The 18,894-nt window shown below is 75.1% G+C and carries 14 protein-coding genes; 9 read left to right on the top strand and 5 right to left on the bottom strand.

Annotated elements, in window-relative coordinates; all coding sequences use genetic code 11:
* Window positions 1-41 precede the first annotated feature (41 nt).
* Together ACI78V_RS09850 and ACI78V_RS09845 are read right to left on the bottom strand one after the other, a co-directional pair.
* Window positions 42-1,061 (bottom strand): ABC transporter permease, encoded by a 1,020-nt coding sequence (locus ACI78V_RS09850; protein ID WP_456850717.1) that lies wholly within the window; start codon window positions 1,059-1,061, stop codon window positions 42-44.
* A gap of 40 nt (window positions 1,062-1,101) precedes the next feature.
* Window positions 1,102-2,637, bottom strand: a complete 1,536-nt coding sequence (locus tag ACI78V_RS09845; protein ID WP_456850716.1) for a sugar ABC transporter ATP-binding protein — start codon at window positions 2,635-2,637, stop codon at window positions 1,102-1,104.
* 195 nt (window positions 2,638-2,832) lie between these two features.
* Here ACI78V_RS09845 and ACI78V_RS09840 point away from each other — a divergent pair, with 195 nt between their 5' ends.
* The 5 genes from ACI78V_RS09840 (at window position 2,833) to ACI78V_RS09820 (ending at window position 8,997) form a co-directional block, all read left to right on the top strand.
* The gene (locus tag ACI78V_RS09840; RefSeq protein WP_456850715.1) at window positions 2,833-3,603 is read left to right on the top strand and encodes a GolD/DthD family dehydrogenase; all 771 of its coding nucleotides are present in this window, start codon (window positions 2,833-2,835) and stop codon (window positions 3,601-3,603) included.
* A 72-nt stretch (window positions 3,604-3,675) separates the two neighbouring features.
* On the top strand, window positions 3,676-5,403 hold the full coding sequence (locus ACI78V_RS09835) for a dihydroxyacetone kinase family protein (protein ID WP_456850714.1): 1,728 nt from the start codon (window positions 3,676-3,678) through the stop codon (window positions 5,401-5,403).
* Window positions 5,404-5,448: 45 nt separating this feature from the next.
* Window positions 5,449-5,976 (top strand): ribose-5-phosphate isomerase, encoded by a 528-nt coding sequence (locus ACI78V_RS09830; RefSeq protein WP_456850713.1) that lies wholly within the window; start codon window positions 5,449-5,451, stop codon window positions 5,974-5,976.
* Window positions 5,977-6,019: 43 nt separating this feature from the next.
* Complete coding sequence (gene tkt, locus ACI78V_RS09825; RefSeq protein ID WP_456850712.1) at window positions 6,020-8,125, top strand: transketolase; 2,106 nt, start codon at window positions 6,020-6,022, stop codon at window positions 8,123-8,125.
* Window positions 8,126-8,250: 125 nt separating this feature from the next.
* Complete coding sequence (locus tag ACI78V_RS09820; protein ID WP_456850711.1) at window positions 8,251-8,997, top strand: SDR family oxidoreductase; 747 nt, start codon at window positions 8,251-8,253, stop codon at window positions 8,995-8,997.
* 145 nt (window positions 8,998-9,142) lie between these two features.
* Here ACI78V_RS09820 and ACI78V_RS09815 read toward each other — a convergent pair whose 3' ends face one another.
* Together ACI78V_RS09815 and ACI78V_RS09810 are read right to left on the bottom strand one after the other, a co-directional pair.
* A complete protein-coding gene (locus tag ACI78V_RS09815) occupies window positions 9,143-9,775 on the bottom strand; it encodes a GNAT family N-acetyltransferase (protein ID WP_456850710.1) in 633 nt (210 codons plus the stop codon).
* Between the two features lie 350 nt (window positions 9,776-10,125).
* Complete coding sequence (locus ACI78V_RS09810) at window positions 10,126-11,688, bottom strand: MFS transporter (RefSeq protein WP_456850709.1); 1,563 nt, start codon at window positions 11,686-11,688, stop codon at window positions 10,126-10,128.
* Window positions 11,689-11,816: 128 nt separating this feature from the next.
* On the opposite strand from ACI78V_RS09810, the gene ACI78V_RS09805 reads away from it, so the two are divergent.
* The 4 genes from ACI78V_RS09805 to ACI78V_RS09790 all read left to right on the top strand — a co-directional run bounded on the left by ACI78V_RS09805 (window position 11,817) and on the right by ACI78V_RS09790 (window position 18,012).
* A complete protein-coding gene (locus tag ACI78V_RS09805) occupies window positions 11,817-14,534 on the top strand; it encodes an ATP-binding protein (protein ID WP_456850708.1) in 2,718 nt (905 codons plus the stop codon).
* Window positions 14,535-14,650: 116 nt separating this feature from the next.
* Window positions 14,651-15,124: a DUF6010 family protein gene (locus tag ACI78V_RS09800; RefSeq protein ID WP_456850707.1), complete on the top strand. Its 474-nt coding sequence runs from the start codon at window positions 14,651-14,653 to the stop codon at window positions 15,122-15,124.
* Window positions 15,125-15,179: 55 nt separating this feature from the next.
* Window positions 15,180-16,298 carry a flavin-containing monooxygenase gene (locus ACI78V_RS09795; protein ID WP_456850706.1) on the top strand — a complete coding sequence of 373 codons (1,119 nt, stop codon included), beginning with the start codon at window positions 15,180-15,182 and terminating at the stop codon, window positions 16,296-16,298.
* Window positions 16,299-16,368: 70 nt separating this feature from the next.
* Window positions 16,369-18,012 (top strand): molybdopterin-dependent oxidoreductase, encoded by a 1,644-nt coding sequence (locus ACI78V_RS09790; protein WP_456850705.1) that lies wholly within the window; start codon window positions 16,369-16,371, stop codon window positions 18,010-18,012.
* Here ACI78V_RS09790 and ACI78V_RS09785 read toward each other — a convergent pair.
* The gene (locus ACI78V_RS09785; RefSeq protein ID WP_456850704.1) at window positions 17,966-18,820 is read right to left on the bottom strand and encodes a mycofactocin-coupled SDR family oxidoreductase; all 855 of its coding nucleotides are present in this window, start codon (window positions 18,818-18,820) and stop codon (window positions 17,966-17,968) included. The genes ACI78V_RS09790 and ACI78V_RS09785 overlap by 47 nt on opposite strands.
* Between the last annotated feature and the right edge of the window lie 74 nt (window positions 18,821-18,894).

Genomic DNA, 18,894 nt, shown 5'->3' with positions numbered 1-18,894 from the left:
CTTGGCTGGTGTGCGACCCGGGAGGACCGGGCCGAGGTGGGTCAACTGGAGCGGCGCTTGGTGGCCCACATGTCGACGGCCACGGCGCTGACGATGAGGACACCGCTGATGACCGCCTGCCAGTACGCGGGGACGACGAGGATGTCGAGCCCGTTGTTGAGCGTCTGGATCAGCAGGAGGCCCAGCAGGGTGCCCCAGATGGTGCCGCGGCCGCCCATGAGGCTCGCCCCGCCGATGACGACGGCGGCGATGGCGTCCAGCTCGTACCCGGCACCCAGGTTGGGCGGCCCTGAGATGACGCGGGAGGAGAGGATGATGCCGGACAGGCCGGCGAGGGCCCCGCTGATGACGTAGACGCTGGTGAGCGTTCGGCGGGTGTTGACACCGGCGACCTCGGCCGCGGTCCGGTTGCCGCCGACGGCGTAGACGCGCAGGCCGAAGGCGGTCCGCTTCATGACGGCGCCGAGGACGATGAACCCCAGGACCATGACGATGACCGGCGCCTGCAGGCCGAGGATCTGGGTGTTCGCGATCCGGCCGTACTCGCTCGGCAGACCGTTGATCGGGGCGCCGCCACCGATGACGTACGCCAGACCGGACGCGGCGGTCAACATGCCGAGCGTGGTCACGAAGGGCGCGACGTTGAGTCGGCTGATGATCAACCCGTTGATCAGGCCGGCGAGGATGCCGACCCCCACCCCGGCGGCCACCGCGAGCCACAGCCGCTCCGGATGGCCGAGGACCACCGAGGCGCCGGTCATGGCGCTGAGGGCGATGACGCTGCCCACCGACAGGTCGATGCCGCCGGTGAGGATGACCAGGGTCTGACCGAGGGCGACGAGCGCGAACGGAGCCGCGGCGATGAGGATCGTGCGGAAGTTGGCGGGAGTCGCGAACCGCGCACTCTCGTAGCTGAAGTACGCCATCACCAGCAGCAGGACGATGACCATGGAGTTGCGGATCAGCAGCTCCTCGATCCGCGCCCGGCTCCAGCGAGACGTCGAAGGCGCCTGGTCGGGCGCGGGCAGGCCCGGTGTGGTGACGGTCGTGGATGTGCTCACGGGAGGTCTCCTGGACGGTGTGGGCGGGGACGAGGGGGGCTCAGGCGGCGGACGAGCCGTCGGCAACCGGGGCGACCTGGCCGCTGGCCAGGCGGAAGATCTGCTCCTGGGCGTCGTCCCGGTCGAGGGCGGCCCGGTCGAGCTCACCGGCGATGCCCCCGGCGCGGACGACGAGCACCCGGTGGCTCAACCCGATCAGCTCGGGCATGTCGGAGCTGACGAGGACGACCGCCAGCCCGGAGGCGGCCAGGTCGCGGATGATCGAGTAGATCTCCCCGCGGGCGCCGACGTCCACGCCACGGGTGGGTTCGTCGAGCAGCAGCACGGTGGTGTTGTGTGTCAGCCAGCGGGCGAGGACGACCTTCTGCTGGTTGCCGCCCGACAGCGTCCCGACGGTCTGGTCCAGGCCACGAGAGCGCAGTGAGACCGACTCGGTCGCCTTGCCCACCGCCTCCCGGCGACGCCGTCCCTGGATCCAACCGGCCACGGAGAACGACGACAGGTGCGGGAGACTGCCGTTGTCCAGCACGGACCGCGTGAGGACCAGCCCTGCTCCCTTGCGGTCCTCGGGGACCAGGGCGACGCCGGCTCGGATGGCCTCCGCCGGCGCATTGCGGGTGACCGGGCGGCCGTCGACCTCCACCGTGCCCTCCGCCGAGTGGCGGATCCCGAAGAGCGCCTCGACGATCTCGGTCCGCCCGGCGCCCACCAGGCCACCGAGCCCGAGGATCTCGCCCTTCCGGACGGCGAGGTCCACGGAGGAGCCGCCCCGCTCGAGCCGGAGCCCGGACACCCGTAGCCCGACCTCCGACGACACCGGACCGGTCTCGGGGAACAGGTCGCCGAGGTCGCGGCCGATCATCGCCCGGACGATCCCGTCCTCCGACGTCTCCCCGAGCGGCGCGTCCAACACCAGCTGCCCGTCGCGGAGGACGACGACGGTGTCGGCGAGTTCCTGGATCTCCGCCATCCGGTGGGTCGTGTAGAGCATCGCCACGCCCTGCTCCTTGAGGCGTCGAACGACCGCGTAGAGCCGGTCGACCTCGCGCTCGGGGATGGACGACGTCGGCTCGTCGAGGAAGAGCACCTTGGCCCCCCAGGTGGTGGCCTTGGCGATCTCGACGATCTGGGTCAGGGCCACCGAGAGCCGGTTCATCTTCGTGCGGGGGTCGACGTCGACGTCGAACACCTCGAGCATCTTGCGGGCCTCGGCGATCATCGCGCGCCGGTTGAGCGTCCCGGCCGGCGTCCGACGCTCGCGGCCGACGAAGAGGTTCTCGTAGACCGTCAGGTCCGGGTAGGGCGCCAGCTCCTGCGGGACGATTGCCACACCCAGCTTGCGCACGTGCAGTGGGTCGTGGTGCGTCAGCACGTGACCGTCGATGAGGACCTGTCCGGCGTCCGGCCGCACCTGGCCGGTGGCCATCTTCATCAGGGTGGACTTGCCGGCCCCGTTCTCTCCGGCGAGGGCGATGAGCCGACCCGGGTGCATGGAGAAACTGACCCCGCGGAGCACCGGCACGCCGCCGAAGGCCTTGTGCAGGTCACGCACCTCGAGCGCGGGACTGGTTGCCATGGAGATCTCCCGGAGGGTCTTCCGCCCGCGGCCCCTACCACGTGGCGATGGCGGGAAGGTAACGAGCGCGGTGTGAGATGTAAAGACTGTTGACGGCGGTTGTCACATCTGAGATGTTTCATCGCGCAGCTGCGGTGTTGTTTGCTGCCGGACTCGTGTGATCACGTCCCTTCCTTCTCCAAGGAGAGCCGACCCATGCCCGACGCCACCCCGCCCGTGGACCTGTCGTTCGCCCTGGACGGGAAGGTCGCCCTCGTCACGGGAGGTGCGTCCGGGATCGGCGGGGCGATCGCCTCGGCGTACGCGGCCAAGGGCGCGCAGGTGGCGATCGTCGACCTGAACGGCGAGGTGGCCCAGCGGCACGCCGACGCGGTCGGCAACGGCGCCCGTGCGTTCAGCTGCGACGTGTCCGACCCGGACTCGGTGGAAGCCGCCGTCGCGGCGGCGATCGAGGCCTTCGGGCGCATCGACGTGCTCGTCAACAGCGCCGGGGTCGTCCTGCTCGCACCGGCCGAGGAGATCGGCGTGTCGGCCTGGCGGACGACCCTGGACGTGAACCTGACCGGCACTTTCCTCGTGGCTCAGGCGGTCGGGCGGCACATGCTCGCCGCCGGGCGGGGCACGATCATCAACCTGGCCTCCCAGGCGGCCTCGGTCGCCCTCGACCAGCACGTCGCGTACTGCGCGTCGAAGTTCGGTGTGGTCGGCGTGACCAAGGTGCTCGCCGCCGAGTGGGCCGGCCGCGGGGTCACGGTCAACTCCATCTCCCCGACCGTGGTCCTCACCGAGCTCGGCCGCAAGGCCTGGGAGGGCCCCAAGGGCGACGCGCTCAAGGAGCTGATCCCGACCGGCCGCTTCGCCCTGCCGGAGGAGATCGCCGCCGCCGCCGTCTTCCTGGCCTCCGACGCCGCTCGGATGGTCAACGGCGCGGACCTCCTGGTCGACGGCGGCTACACCATCCGCTGACCGCCGGCACCGGCTCCTGATCCGGACCGGCGGCCCCCGCATCCCTCACACCTCGTCCATGGGAGGACGTCCGTGACCCGCCTCTACGACGACCCGGCCAACTTCACCGAGGACATGGTCATCGGTTTCCTCGACGCCCACGCCGGGCGCGTGGTCGGCGTCCCCGGTGGCGTCGTCCGCGCGACCCGACCCCGGCCCGGGAAGGTCGGCGTGGTCGTCGGTGGCGGGTCCGGGCACTACCCGGCCTTCTGCGGCGTGGTCGGCCCCGGATTCGCCGACGGGGCCGTGATCGGGAACGTGTTCACCTCGCCGTCGGCCGCGGAGGCGGCCTCGGTCGGCCGGGCCGTGGACGCCGGCGCGGGCGTGCTGCTGACCACGGGGAACTATGCCGGCGACGTGATGAACTTCGGGCTCGCGGTGGACCGGCTGCGGTCCGAGGGCATCGACGCCAGGTACTTCGCCGTGACCGACGACGTGGCCAGCGCGCCGGCCTCGGAGATCGCCAAGCGGCGCGGCATCGCCGGTGACTTCACCGTCTTCAAGTGCGCCTCGGCGGCGGCGGAGGAGGGGTACGACCTCGGCGGCGTGGAGCGGGTGGCCCGGCTGGCCAATGACCGCACCCGCACCCTGGGCGTGGCCTTCGACGGGTGCACCATGCCCGGCGCCAAGGAGCCGCTGTTCACCGTGCCCGAGGGGATGATGGGCCTCGGCCTGGGCATCCACGGTGAGCCCGGTGTCGCCGAGCAGCCCATGCCCACCGCCTCGGAGCTCGCCGGGATCCTGGTCGACGGGGTGCTCGCCGAGACACCGACGGGCGCCGGCACCCGCGTCGCGGCGATCCTCAACGGGCTCGGGCGTACCAAGTACGAGGAGCTGTTCATCGTCTGGTCGTCCGTGGCCCGCCGGCTGCGTGAGGCCGGACTCGAGGTCGTCGAGCCCGAGGTCGGCGAGCTGGTCACCAGCCTCGACATGGCCGGGTGCTCGCTCACCCTGATGTGGCTCGACGAGGAGCTCGACCGCTTCTGGCGCGCGCCGGCCGACACCCCGGCATACCGCAAGGGCGCGGTCGGGGCCGAGGACGGCGGTGAGCGCCGCTCGGCCGACGAGGCCGCTGCGAGCGCCGCCGGCACCACCGGAGCCGTCGTCGTGGACGAGGCGACCCGCGACTGCGCCGTGCGCGTCGTGGCCGCGGTGTCGGCGATGGCCCAGGACATGGCGGCGATGGAGGAGGAACTCGGCCGCATCGACGCCGTCGCCGGCGACGGGGACCACGGCCGGGGCATGGTGCGCGGCACCGCGGCCGCCCGCGAAGCCGCCCGCGCCGCACTCGACGCCGGTGCCGGCCCCGGCACGGTGCTCGTCCAGGCGGGCGACGCCTGGGCGGCCAAGGCCGGCGGGACCTCCGGCGTCCTCTGGGGCGCGGCGCTGGCCGCAGTGGGTCAGCGGATCGGCGACTCCGGCGTCCCGACCCCGGGGGTGGTCGCCGCCGCGGTCCGCGACGGCTACGACGCCCTGGTCCGGCTGGGCAAGGCCCAGCCGGGGGACAAGACCATGCTCGACGCCCTGCTGCCCTTCACCGAGGCGTTGTCCGCGGCGGTGGACGGCGGGCAGGACCTGTGGCCGGCGTGGGCCGAGGCCGCGCGGCGGTCGGAGCAGGCCGCCCAGGACACCGCTGCCCTCCGGCCGAGGGTGGGCCGGGCCCGTCCGCTGGCCGAGCGCAGCGTCGGCACGCCCGACGCCGGGGCGGTCTCCCTGGCCGCGTGTCTGCGAACGGTCGGCCGCGTCCTCAGCCAGGCCTGACGGCCGTCGCCCTTCCCAACGACGAACGAACAGAGGAGCGTGCACATGGCCGACCGGCTGAGGATCGTCGTCGGGTCCGACGACGCGGGGCTGCAGTACAAGGAGACGCTGAAGGCGGACCTGCAGGGCGACGAGCGGGTCGCGGAGGTGATCGACGTGGGCGTGGACGTCGACGACACCACCGCCTACCCGCACGTGGCGGTGGCCGCAGCGCAGCTGATCGCCAAGGGCGAGGCCGACCGGGCGGTGCTGGTCTGCGGAACCGGACTGGGCGTGGCGATCAGCGCCAACAAGGTCCCGGGCATCCGGGCGGTGACCGCGCACGACAGCTTCTCGGTCGAGCGGGCCGTGCTGAGCAACGACGCCCAGGTGCTGTGCCTGGGCCAGCGGGTCATCGGCGTCGAACTGGCCCGGCGGCTGGTCCGCGAGTACGTGGGCTACCGCTTCGACCCCGGCTCCGCGTCGGCGGCGAAGGTGGACGCGATCCGCGGCTACGAGGCCGCGACCGGCCGGGCCGACTCCAGGGCGGAGATCGCGCTCGAGGAGGACATCGCCCGGGCACGCTGCGACTGACCTCGATCCGACCGGACCCCGACGCACACGCGAGAGCGAGAGCATGACCGAGAGCAGCACCGCAGCCGCCCCCGGAGGAGCCGCCGTCGACACCGACCGCATCTGGCGGTCGGTCAACACCATCCGGACCCTGGCGATGGACGCGGTCCAGGCTGCTCGTTCCGGGCACCCGGGAACGGCGATGGCGCTGGCGCCGGTGGCGTACACGCTGTGGCAGAACCACCTGCGCTACGACCCGGAGCTGCCGATCTGGGCGAACCGGGACCGGTTCGTGCTCTCGGTGGGACACGCCTCGACGCTGCTCTACAACCTGATCCACCTCTCGGGGGTCGAGTCGGTGAACCCGCAGTACGAGACGCTGGGGCAACCGGCCGTCTCGCTGGACGACCTGCGGCGCTTCCGGCAACTGGACTCCAAGACCCCGGGGCATCCCGAGTACCGGTGGACCTCCGGTGTCGAGTGCACCACCGGTCCGCTGGGCACCGGCATCGCCACCAGCGTCGGCATGGCGATCGCCGGTCAGTGGCAGGCGGCGACGTTCAACCGGCCCGGCTTCGAGCTGTTCGACTATGACGTCTACGCACTGTGCGGCGACGGCGACCTGATGGAGGGCATCGGCGCCGAGGCGGCGTCGCTGGCCGGGCACCTGCGGCTGTCGAACCTCTGCTGGATCTACGACAGCAACCGCATCACCATCGAGGGCAGTACCGACCTGGCCTTCAGCGAGGACGTCGCCGGTCGCTTCACCGCCCTCGGCTGGGCCGTGGAGCACGTGACCGACGCGAACGACCTGGCCGCGCTCGGACGGGCGTTCACCTCGTTCAAGAACACCGCGGACCGGCCCACGCTGATCATCGTCGACACCGTCATCGGCTACGGCGCACCGACCAAGCAGGGCACCGCCGCGGCGCACGGGGAGCCGTTGGGTGAGGACGAGGTGCGGGCGGCCAAGCGGTTCTTCGGCTGGCCGGAGGATGCCCAGTTCCTGGTCCCCGAGGACGTCTACGCGGACTTCCAGGAGGGTGTCCGCAGCCGCGGCCGGCACCTGCGCACCACGTGGGAACAGCTCTACGTCCGCTACGCCGCTGAGTACCCCGACCTCGCCGATGCGCTGGACAGGATGCAGCGCCGCCTGCTGCCCGACGACTGGGACGCCGACCTGCCGCAGTTCCCCGCCGACCCGAAGGGCATGGCGGGGCGAGATGCCAGCGGGAAGGTGCTCAACGCGATCGCGCAGCGGGTGCCCTGGCTGCTGGGCGGGTCGGCGGACCTGGCGCCGTCGAACAAGAGCCGACTCGCGTTCCCCGCTGCCGGGGACTTCGGCGGCGACCGGGGCGGGCGCAACCTGCACTTCGGCGTGCGGGAGCACGCCGCCGCGGCGGTGGCCAACGGGTTGGCGTTGTCGAAGGTGCGCGCCTACCAGGCCGGGTTCCTCATCTTCTCCGACTTCCAGCGCGGTGCGGTGCGGCTCTCGGCGCTGATGGAACTGCCGGTGATCCACCTGTTCACCCACGACTCCATCGGCGTCGGCGAGGACGGCCCCACCCACCAGCCGGTCGAGCACCTGGCGTCGTTGCGCGCGATGCCCGGGATGATCGATCTGCGGCCCGCCGACGCCAACGAGGTGGTCGAGGCCTGGCGGACGATCATGCCCCTGCGGCACGAGCCGGTCGCCCTCGTGCTCTCGCGCCAGGCGCTGCCCACGCTGGACCGCGATCGGTACGCCTCCGCGGCCGGTGTGGCGCGGGGCGCCTACGTGCTCGCGGGCGATCCGGACGGCGTTCCCGACGTCATCCTGATCGCCACCGGCAGCGAGGTCGCACTCGCGGTGGCCGCGCACGAGCAGCTGGTCTCGGAGGGCATCGCCTCCCGGGTGGTGAGCATGCCGTCGATGGAGCTGTTCGACCGGCAGCCGCAGAGCTATCGCGACGAGGTGCTCCCGCCGTCGATCACCGCGCGCGTCGCCGTCGAGCAGGCCTCGTCCTTCGGCTGGGACCGCTGGGTGGGACCGGGTGGCCGGATCATCGCCATGAGCACCTTCGGCTCCTCGGCTCCGCTCAAGGACCTGCAGTCGAAGTTCGGCTTCACCCCAGAGGCGGTGACGTCGGCCGCCCGCGAGCTCGTGGTCGCCCGAACCAGGGAGGGGTGAGGGAGGCCGCGCACAGACCGCGCGGACGAGGACCCCGGTGGTCGTCCCCCGACCGCCTCCTGGGGCGGTTCGACGGCCAGCACTCGCCCAGGCCGGCACGGGCGCGCCCGTGGCAGGCTCCTCCCGTGGCCGAGCCGTCGCGCACCGCCGTCGTCACCGGGGCCGGATCCGGGCTGGGCCGCGCCATCGCCCGGGCTCTGGCCGACGACGGGTGGTCGGTCGCACTGCTCGGCCGCACCCGCGCCGGGCTCGAGGCAACGGCGGCAGGCGGTGGCACCACGCTCGTCGTGCCCACCGACGTCACCGACGAGCGGCAGGTCGACGAGGCCTTCACCGCGGTGCGCGACGCCTGGGGCCGGCTGGACCTGCTGGTCAACAACGCCGGCACGTTCGGCCCGTCCGGCGAGGTCGACGAGATCGCGGTCGCCGACTGGCGGGCCACCGTCGAGGTCAACCTCACCGGGATGTTCCTCTGCAGCCGCGCCGCCGTGCGGCTGATGAAGGCGCAGGACCCCGCCGGTGGGCGGATCATCAACAACGGCTCCATCTCGGCGCACGTGCCGCGGCCGGGCAGTGTCGCCTACACCGCCACCAAGCACGCGGTCACCGGGCTGACCCGGGCCCTGGCTCTCGACGGCCGCGCGCACGGCATCCCCGTGGGGCAGGTCGACATCGGCAACGCGGCCACGGAGATGACCGCGGGCATCGCCACCGGCGCCCGGCAGCCGGACGGCTCGGTCCGGCCCGAGCCGACCTTCGACCCGGCACACGTCGCCGGCACGGTCGTGCACATCGCGCGGTTGCCCCTGGACGTCAGCGTGCCGTTCACCACGGTGCTGGCCACCGGCATGCCGTTCCTCGGCCGCGGCTGACCTGCCACGAGCGCCGGGCACCCCACCGGGGGTCGCCCGCCCTGCGGGAGCCGGGGCCCGCGACGGCCCGTCCCGGACGACCCGACGGGGGAGTGCGGGGCGGGTGGTGGCCCTCCGCGGACGACGAGCCCGAGCGGGACGCCGCTCACCGAGCCGTGTCGTCCGCCGTCCGAGCGGGTGCGGCGCCGGGCTGCCGGCGCATGAGCCAGGTGCGTGGGCCGCCGTCGGGCATGTCGACGGCGGCGGTGACCGTGAAGCCGAGCCGCTGGTAGAAGCGCACGTTGCGCTGCGCGCTGGTCTCCAGGTGCACCGGCAGCCCCGCTCGGTCGGCCCGGGACAGCCCGGGCTCCAGAGCGGCAGCACCCAGGCCGCGCCCCTGCCTGGCCCGGGCCACGCCGATGCTGGCCAGCAGCAGGTGCTCGTCGCTGGGCCGGTGCGGGGCGAGCAGGTCCTCGGCGGCGGCCACGGCGGCCGCGCGGTCGCCGGCCGCGGCGGCGGCCGCCGGACCGACCTCGCTCCACACCCGTTCCGGGACGGCGGTGCTGGGCAACCAGACGGCGACGGTGACCAGGGCCCCGTCGGTGTGGCCGAGGTCGACGTGCCCGTACGGCACGGCGACGGCGGTGAGGTACAGCTGCTGCAGCGCGGTCAGCCGCCGGGTGTGGTCGTCGGCGGCGACGGTCCAGCGGGTCCAGGGGTAGTCGGTGAAGGCGTCGGCGAGGACGGCGGCCGCGGCCGGTGCGTCGCCGGCCGTGGCGGGGCGCAGGTGCAGGGTCATCGGTGCTCCAGCTGCGGACGGGTCAGCGGGTGCGCCGGCGCGGGGAGCGGGCCTCGGCCGGCCGGGCGAGCCAGCGGAGGCGGGCGTCGCGGAGCAGCTCGGCCTCGCGGGCGCGGAAGAGCTCCTCGTAGAGCAGGTTCACGGCGGGTGTCCCTTCGGGAGGTGGCGGTCGGGGGGCCGGCGGCGGGAGCGGTGCGTGCCCCCGCCGCCGGGCGGTCAGGGCAGGACGCGGTGGCCGTGCCGCCGGTCGGGTCGACGGTGGTGGTGGTGCGTCCGGTGACGAGGGTCGGTGAGCAGCTGGGTGCCTCTCGCCGGGGAAACCGCCGGGATCGGCACCGGCCTCGGCCGGGTCAGTGCCCGTGGGTGCCGTGCCCGTGGCCGTGCCCGTGGCCGTGGCCGTGGCCGGCGGTGCCGGCCACCGGCTTGCCGCCGGGGACGGCGAGCGCGGTGAGCACGAACAGCCCGGCCAGGACGGCGGCGGTGGCCGCGAACGCGCGGCCGTACCCGTCGACGAGGCCGGCGGTGGTGGCCAGGTCGCCCGCGACGGCGGTGAGCGCGGCCACGCCGAGGGCGGCGCCGATCTCGTGGCCGGTCATCATCACCCCGCTCGCCAGGCCGGACTTCTCCGCCGGCACGTCGCTCATCGCGGCGACGGCGATGGCGACGAACATCGGGCCGACGCCGGCGCCGACGAGCAGGGAGCCGGGCAGCACGTCGGCGGTGTAGGAGGTGCCGCCGGCGTTCGCGGCCAGCAGCAGCACCCCGGCGGCCATCACGACCAGCCCGCCGAGGACCAGCGGCCGGGCGCCGAGGTGGCCGATGACCTTGGACGCGGCGGCGGCGGCCAGGGTGATCGCGGCGGCCAGCGGCAGGAACTGCAACCCGGCGACGACCGGGGAGGAGCCGACGATCGCCTGCAGGTACAACGAGGTCAGGAAGATCGCGCCGACCACGACGCCGGTCACCCCGGCCATCACCGCCGAGGCCGAGACCAGCGACCGCATCCGCCAGGTCGCCGGCGGCACCAGGGGGTCGGCGGCCCGGCGCTCCAGCCGGGCGAACGCGCTCAGCAGGACCACGGCGGCGGCCAGCGCCAGCCAGGTACGCGGCGCGGTCCAGCCGGCCGACCGGGTGGCCTCGATGCCGGACACCAGCGCCAGCAGCCCGCCGACGAGGGTGAGGGCGCCGGGCACGTCGAGCCGGCGCAGCGCCCCCGGCCGGGCTCCGCCGCGGGCCACGGCCCGCAGCGTGCCGAGCACCACCGCGACACCGATCGGCACGTTGATGAAGAACACCGTCCGCCAGCCCAGTGCGCTGGTCAGCACCCCGCCGAACAGGACGCCGGCGGCGATGCCGAGGCTGCCGACGGTGCCCCAGACGGCGAGCGCGGTCTGCCGCTGCTTCCCCGCGTAGGCGGTCATGATGATCGACAGCGCGGCCGGGGTGAGCAGCGCCGCACCGGCTCCCTGCGCGGCGCGGGCCAGGACGAGGGTCAGCGGGGTCTGCGCCAGTCCGCTGACCAGCGACGCGGTGGTGAACAGCGCGATGCCGGCGAGGAAGGCGCGGCGCCGGTCGAGCAGGTCGGCGATGCGGCCGCCGAGCAGCAGCAGTCCACCGGAGAGCAGCACGTAGGCGCTGATCGTCCACTGGTAGTCGCCGGCGGACAGGTGCAGCGCGTCGCTGATCGACGGCAGCGCGACGTTCACCACCGACACGTCCAGGATGACCATGAACTGGGCGGCGATCATCAGCGCGAACACCGTCCACGGCCGGCGCGGGTCGTCCGGGGCCGTCCCCGGCGACGGGTGGCCGGCGACGTGGTGGGCCGGGTGCCCGTGGACGTGGGGGGCTCCGGGGGCGGGCCGGTGCTCGTGGGCGCGGGCCGCCGGCACGGCGGTGGGACGGGCCGACATGGTTCCTCCTGGGGGTGGGGACTGCGGGATCTCCGCCCACGCTCGCCGCCGCCGGGACCGGTCACGCCGGGAATTCCGCCGGGTCCGACCTCCTGGACCCGTCCGCGGCGGACGGTACGGTCCCGTTCGTGCTGGCCGGACGGGACCGGGAACGCGCGGCGATCGCCGCGCTGCTCGACGCCGCCCGCAGCGGGGCCGGCGGCGCCCTGGTGGTCCGCGGTGTGGCCGGGTCGGGGAAGTCGACGCTGCTGGAAGACGCCGTCGCCGCCGCCTCCGGCATGCGCGTCCTGCGCACGTCGGGCGTGGAGTCGGAGTCCCCGCTGGCCTTCGCCGCGCTGCAGCGGCTGCTGTGGCCGCTGCGTGCCCGCCTCGACGCGCTGCCGGCGCCGCAGGCCACGGCGCTGCGCGCGGCACTGGGCGAAGCGGCCGGCGAGGGTGACCGGTTCCTGGCGTTCCTGGGGACGCTGAGTCTGCTCGCCGACGCCGCCGAGGAGTCCCCGGTGCTCGCCGTCGTCGACGATGCGCACTGGCTGGACGACGTCTCGGCCGCGGCGCTGCTGTTCGTCGCCCGCCGGCTGCAGGCCGAACGGGTCGCGTTGTTGTTCGCCGCCCGGGACGGCGAGGCCCACGACTTCGACGCCCCCGACCTGCCCACCGCCGTCCTCGGGGGGGTGAGCGCGGCCGACGCCGACGCGATCCTGTCCGCGCGGGCCGGCGGCGCGGTCGACCCGGCGGTGCGCGACCGGCTGGTGGCCGCCACCGGCGGCAACCCGCTCGCGCTCGGCGAGCTCGCCGCCGCCCTGACCGGCGAGCAGCTGGCCGGGCGGGCGCCGCTGCCGACGCCGCTGCCGCTGACCGGCGGCGTCGAACGGGGGTTCCTGGACCGGTACCGTCGCCTCTCGACCGACGCGCAGCGGTTCCTGCTGCTCGCCGCGGCCGACGACACCGGCCGGCTGACCGTCGTCCGCGACGCCGCCGGACGCCTCGACCTCGGCGACGACGCCCTCGACGAGGCCGAAGGGGTCGGGCTGCTCCGCGTCGACGGCGACAGTCTGACGCTGTACCACCCCCTGGTGCGCTCGGCGGTGTACCGCGCGGCCACCAGCGCGCAGCGCCGAGGCGTGCACCGGGCGCTGGCCGACGTCCTCGGCGCCGATCCCGACCGGCACGCCTGGCACCTCGCCGCGGCCGCCGACCGCCCCGACGCGTCGGTGGTCGCGGCACTGGACGGGGTGGCCGAGCGCGCCGCCGCCCGCGGCGGCCACGAGGGCGCCTCCGCCGCCTGGGCCCGCGCCGCCGAGCTCACCGTCGACAGCCAGGCCCGCGGCCGGCGACTGTTCCTGGCCGCCTCCTCGGCCTGGCGCGGCGCCCATCCGTCGCGGGCGGCCGGGCTGGCGGCCGCCGCGGCGGCCGACGTGACCGAGCCGGTGCAGCGGGCACGGCTGCTCCTGCTGCAGGGCCAGATCGAGTGGAACACCCACTCCCTCAGCGAGGGCTACGACCTCGTCCTGCAGGCCGCCGAACTCGCCGCCGAGTCCGACGAGGCGACGGCCCGGCCGCTGGCGATGCTGGCTGCGTCGCTGTCGGCGTTCGGGGCACGCTCGCCGCGTCCGGTCGACCCGGCCGCGCTGGCTCCCGAGCCCGCCGCCGACGCACCCCACACGGCCTGGACCGCCTGGGCGCTGCTGCAGGGGTTCGCCGCCGTCGGCCGCCGCGACTGGGCGACCGCCGCCGCGTGCTTCCGGCGCGCGTTCGACCTCACCGACGCCGAGCCGCTCGACGGCGACCACGTCCTGCAGCCCAACCTCGGCATCGCCGCCTGGCAGATCGACGACGACGAACGCAACCTGCGGCTGCACGAGGAGCAACTGACCGCCGCCCGCCGCGCCGGCGCGCTGAACATGGTGGAGCACGCCCTCACCCGCGGCTTCCACGCCCAGCTGGCGACCGGCGCGTGGACGAGGGCCGCCGCTGCCGCCGCCGAGGCGCTGCCCCTGGCCGCCAGCACCGGCTCCACCGGGCTGACCGCGCTGCCCACCGTCCAGCTGGCCGTGGTCGCGGCGCTGCGGGGCGACGACGCCGCCGACCGCCACCTCGCCGAGGTCGCCGCGATCCGCACGGCGCACCCGGTCGGCATCACCGACGGCCTCGTGGCCGACCTGGCGCACTGGGCGCAGGCGCTGCGCACCGGCGGGCAGCCCGCACCGGCGCTGCACCACCTGGAGCAGATGCAGCTCCCGATGCTGCGCCGCCTGGCCACCCTCGACGCGCTCGACATCGCCGTCCGGGCCGGCCGGACCGACGTCGCCCGCACCTGGCTGGCCGAGATCGAGCAGTTCGCCGCCGGCACCGGCACCGCCTCGGCAGTCGCCGTGGCCGAGCACGGCCGCGCCCTGCTCGCCGACGACCCCGACGCCGAGAAGCACTTCCTGGCCGCGCTGGACGCGCACGCCGCCTCCCCGCGCCTGCCCGACCGGGCCCGCACCCACCTGGCCTTCGGCGAACACCTGCGGCGCGCCCGGCGGCGGGTCGACGCCCGCGAGCACCTGCGGGCCGCGCTCACCCTGTTCGAGGAGCTCGGCGCGGCGCCCCACGCCGAACGCGCCGCCCAGGAGCTGCGTGCCTCGGGGGAGACCGCCCGCCGCCGCGACGTCACCACCACCACGGAGCTGACCGCGCAGGAACGCCAGGTCGCCGGGCTGGTGCGGCAGGGCCTGTCCAACCGGGACGTCGCGGCGCGGCTGTTCGTGTCCCCCCGCACGGTCGACTTCCACCTGCGCAACGTGTTCAGCAAGCTCGGCGTGGCCTCCCGCGCCGAGCTGACCGCGCTGCCGCTCGACCTCTGACCCGGTCGGCGGTCCGGCGCAGCGCCCGGTGTCCGACCCGGCGGTTCTCCCGGCGTGAGGCCGCCGGCCCGCTCCTAACGTCCGAGCCGGACCCAGCCCGGACGGAGGAGCCCCGCATGACCGGCACCGCCGCGACCTCGTCGCCCACCATCCGCCGCGCCGCCGGCGTGCGGAACGCGCTCGCCTGCCGATGGCCGACCGCGCTCGGCGCCGTCGCCGCCGTTCCCGGCTTCGTGCTCGTCGCACAGCTGCCCGAGCATCCGCAGGCCTGCGTCAGCGCCTGGTGCGTGCTGCTCGCCGCCGTCATCTACCTCACCTGGGGCACCACCGCCCGCGGCGACCTCGGCGACCGGCGGCTGCTGACCGCGCAGACCACCGCGGTGCTCGGCTTCGGCGCGGTGGCCATGGTGGCGGTCGCCGTCGACCTCGACGCCGCCCCGTACGTGCTGGCCGCCGGCTGGCTCGCCCACGCCGCCTGGGACGTCGTCCACCACCGCCTCGGGCGGGTCGTGCCCCGCTGGTACGCCGAGACCTGCCTGGTCGCCGACCTCACCATCGCCACCGCCCTGCTCACCGTCGGCCTCGTCTGACCGCCGGCCCCTCAGCAGCTCGCCCCCCGTCCGCCCTCGCCTCCCCGGAGAACCCGTGCCCACGCCCATGCCCTGCCCCGCCGATGACCGCGAGCTCCTCGACGTGCTCGTCATCGGCGCCGGTCAGGCCGGCCTCGCCCTCGGCCACCACCTCGCCCGCCGCGACGCCGACTTCCTGCTCCTGGACGCCGGCCCCGAGATCGGGCACTCGTGGCGCTCCCGCTGGGACTCGCTGCGGCTGTTCAGCCCCGCCCAGTACGACTCGCTGCCCGGCCTCCCGTTCCCCGCGCCGGCCGACACCCATCCCGGCAAGGACGACGTCGCCGACTACCTCGCCGCCTACGCCGCCCACTTCGCCCTGCCGGTGCGGCTGGACACCCCCGTGCTGCGGCTGCACCGCGACGCCGACGGCACGTTCACTGCCGCCACCCCGGCCGGGACGCTGCGGGCCCGGCAGGTCGTGGTCGCCACCGGCCCCTTCCAGACCCCGCACGTCCCCGCCCTGTCCGATCGGTTGGACCCGGGCGTGCCGCGGCTGCACAGCGCCGAGTACCGCAACCCGGCCCAGCTGACCGGCGCCGGCCGGGTGCTGGTGGTCGGCGCGGCCAACTCCGGCCTGCAGATCGCCGCCGAACTGGCCGCCACCCGACCGGTCACCGTCGCCGTCGGCACCCGCCCGACCGAGCTGCCCCAGCGGATCGCCGGCCGCGACCTCTTCACCTGGCTCACGAGGTCGGGGTTCTTCACCGTGCCCGCGCACACCCGCACCGCCCGCCGGCTGCGCGCCCGCGGCGACCTGGTCATCGGCACCCGCAGCCGGGCGCTGCGGCGCCGCGGGATCGACTTCCGGCCGCGGCTGACCGACCTCGCCGGCCGCACCGCCACCTTCGCCGACGGCAGCACCGTCGACGTCGACGCGGTCGTGTGGGCCACCGGCTACCGCCCCGACCACTCCTGGCTGCAGGTTCCCGGCGTCGTCGTCGACGGGCAGGTCCGCCACACCGCCGGGGTCACCGACGTGCCGGGTCTGTACTTCCTCGGGCTGCCCTGGCAGACCTGCCGCGGCTCGGCGCTGCTCGGCTTCGTCGGCGCCGACGCCGCCGCCCTCTCCGACCGCCTGGCCGCCGACACCGCCCGCCCGCAGCAGTCGCACCCGGCGGTCGCCCCGGCATGACGCCGCCGCGTCCCCGGCCTCGCCCACAGCCCACACACCGTCCCTCCGCCGACCGCCCGAGGAGCATCCGATGACCGCCTCCCACGCCACCCGCCCGACCCTCGGCGTGCTCGCCGGCCTGCTGGCCGCGGCGACCGGCGAGCTCACCGCGACCGCCACCCGCCGCGGCCGTTCACCGTCCTCCGGGGTGGCTCGTGGCCTGGTCGACGCCGCCCCGGCGATGCTGGTCGACGGCGGCGTCGCCCTCGTCGGCCGCGCCGACAAGCCCGGGCTGGCCGTGCTCGCGGCCGGCGCCAGCGGCCTGGCCGCGGCCGCCGCCGGCACCCTGGCCGGCCGCCGACCGCTGCTCGGCGCCGCCGTGGCCGCGGCACCGCACGCCCTCGGCGGCTACCTCGCGGTGCGCCGCGGCGACGCCTCCGCGCGGGACACCGCCGCCGCCGCGGCCGCCGGCATGCTCACCGCCGCGACCGCGGTCGCCCCGCTGCGCGTGCTGCCGTCGGCGACGCTGGCCGCCGCCGCAGCCGCCACCGGGGCGGTCGTGGTCGCCGACCGGCGGGCCCGCCGCCGCGGCGCCGCCGCGCTGCGGCGCCGGGTGGCGCTGCCCGTCCCCGCGCGGGCGCTGCCGCCGGTACCCTCCGCCGACGCCGCACCGCAGGACGGTGTCGCCCCGCTGCTCGCGCGGCCCGGCGAGCTGGTCGTCATCGACGTCACCGTGCCCGAGCCCAGGACCGACCCCGGCGCCTGGCGGCTGGAGGTCGGTGGCGAGGTGGAGCGGCCCCTGTCGCTCCCGCTGGACGAGGTGCTCGCCCTGCCGCTGGAGGAGCGGGACCTGCTGGTGGTCTGCGTGCACAACCCGGTCGGCGGCGCCCGGATGGGCTGCGCCCGGTGGACCGGCATCGGCCTGGCCGACCTGCTCGAGCGGGCCGGCGTTCGCGACGACGACGGGTGGCTGGTCGCCGAGGCCGTGGACGGCTACACCAACGTGCTGCCCCTCGCCGTCGCCCGCGCCCACGGCTTCCTCGCCGTCGGCATGGCCGGGCAGCCGCTGCCCCGCGAGCACGGCAGCCCCGCCCGGCTGCTCGTCTCCGGCCGCCACGGGCAGGACGGCAACCTCAAGTGGCTGCGGCGACTCACGGTCACCGGCGCTCCGCCGCTGTCCTACTGGGGACGGCGGGGCTGGGCCGACGGCACCTACCCGGTCCACCCGGCCTCGCGCATCGACGCCCCCGGCACACACGCCCACCTCCCGCCGGGCGAGGCGACCGTGCGCGGCTACGCCTGGGCACCACCGGTCGGCGTCGACCGGGTACAGCTGCAGGTCGACGACGGTCCGTGGACCGACGCCACCCTCGGCGTCGACCTCGGCCCGGACGCCTGGCGTCCCTGGACGGCCACCTGGTCCCCAACTCTGGGCAGGCACCAGCTGCGGGTGCGCTGCCGCACCACGACCGGCCAGTGGCAGGACGCGGCCACGGCCACGCCGTTCCCGCACGGCGTGCGCGGCATCCACGCCGTCCCCGTCCACGTCGGCGGTGGTCCGGCGGGCCCCGCGCTGCGCCGGGTGACCGGCGCGGCAGCGACGCGAGTGGGGTGGGCGGCGCGCAGCCTCGCCGCGTGGTGGGACCGCCGCACCGCGCCGCTCGACCCGGGGAGCAGCCCGACGGCCGTCAGCGCAGGACGACGCCGGCGTCGACCCGCATCTCCAGCCCCGTGACGTAGCGGGCGTCGTCGGAGGCGAGGAAGCGCAGCGCGGCCGAGGTGTCCCTGGTCTCCATCCAGCCGATGGGGATCACGTGCTGCGGCCGGGACGCGACCTCGTACTCCTCCTCCGTCGGGTTCGGGTTGTCCGGGAGGAACAGCCGCTTGTTGGTCTCGGTCATGTAGATGGCCGTGTTGACGTTGGTGGGAGACAGCGCGTTGACCCGGATGAAGTGCGGGCCGAGCTCGGCGGCCATCGGCTTGAGCATGCCCACGAGCGCCGTCTTGGCCGCCACGTAGTGGGTGATGTTCTGGAAGCCCTTCGTCGCGCCGGCGGAGGCGACCAGGATGATCGCCCCGCCGCGGCCGCCCGCGATCAAGGCCGGCGTCGCCGCGCGCACGGTGTGCCAGGCGCCGGTGAGGTCGGTGTCGATGGTGGCCTTCCAGTCCTCCAGGCCGATCTCCCAGAAGGGGCCGGCGCCGGCCAGGATGCCGGCGTTGGCCACGACCACGTCCACGCGGCCGAACTCCGCGAGTCCCTTGTGCAGCACGGCCTCGACCGCGGCGTAGTCCCGGACGTCGGCCTGCTCCGCCACCATCCGGCGTCCGCTGGCCTCGACCGCGGCGCGGGTCTCCTCGAGGTCGGCCTTCGTGGCCATGGGGGTGCTGGCCCCCGGGATGTCCTCGCAGATGTCGAAGCCGATGATGTCGGCACCCTCCCTGGCGAGGTCGACGGCGAACTGCCGGCCCTGTCCGCGGGCGACGCCACTGATGAAGGCGACCCTGCCGGCGAAGCGGTCGGGGTCGAACGACGGTCCGGCCATGTCCCTGGTCCTTGTCTGTCTGTCTGTCTGTCTGTCTGTCTGTCTGTCTGTCTGTCTGTCTGTCTGGGCGGGTG

Source organism: Geodermatophilus sp. SYSU D00742, from assembly GCF_054049935.1.
Note: the sequence above shows the minus strand (reverse complement) of the source record. Positions and strands in the feature narration are given on the sequence as shown.

Coding starts and splice junctions, on each gene's coding strand:
- tkt (WP_456850712.1), top strand. CDS start 6,020: ATGACCGAGAGCAGCACCGCAGCCGCCCCCGGAGGAGCCGCCGTCGAC.
- ACI78V_RS09840 (WP_456850715.1), top strand. CDS start 2,833: ATGCCCGACGCCACCCCGCCCGTGGACCTGTCGTTCGCCCTGGACGGG.
- ACI78V_RS09800 (WP_456850707.1), top strand. CDS start 14,651: ATGACCGGCACCGCCGCGACCTCGTCGCCCACCATCCGCCGCGCCGCC.
- ACI78V_RS09845 (WP_456850716.1), bottom strand. CDS start 2,637: ATGGCAACCAGTCCCGCGCTCGAGGTGCGTGACCTGCACAAGGCCTTC.
- ACI78V_RS09785 (WP_456850704.1), bottom strand. CDS start 18,820: ATGGCCGGACCGTCGTTCGACCCCGACCGCTTCGCCGGCAGGGTCGCC.
- ACI78V_RS09830 (WP_456850713.1), top strand. CDS start 5,449: ATGGCCGACCGGCTGAGGATCGTCGTCGGGTCCGACGACGCGGGGCTG.
- ACI78V_RS09790 (WP_456850705.1), top strand. CDS start 16,369: ATGACCGCCTCCCACGCCACCCGCCCGACCCTCGGCGTGCTCGCCGGC.
- ACI78V_RS09815 (WP_456850710.1), bottom strand. CDS start 9,775: ATGACCCTGCACCTGCGCCCCGCCACGGCCGGCGACGCACCGGCCGCG.
- ACI78V_RS09810 (WP_456850709.1), bottom strand. CDS start 11,688: ATGTCGGCCCGTCCCACCGCCGTGCCGGCGGCCCGCGCCCACGAGCAC.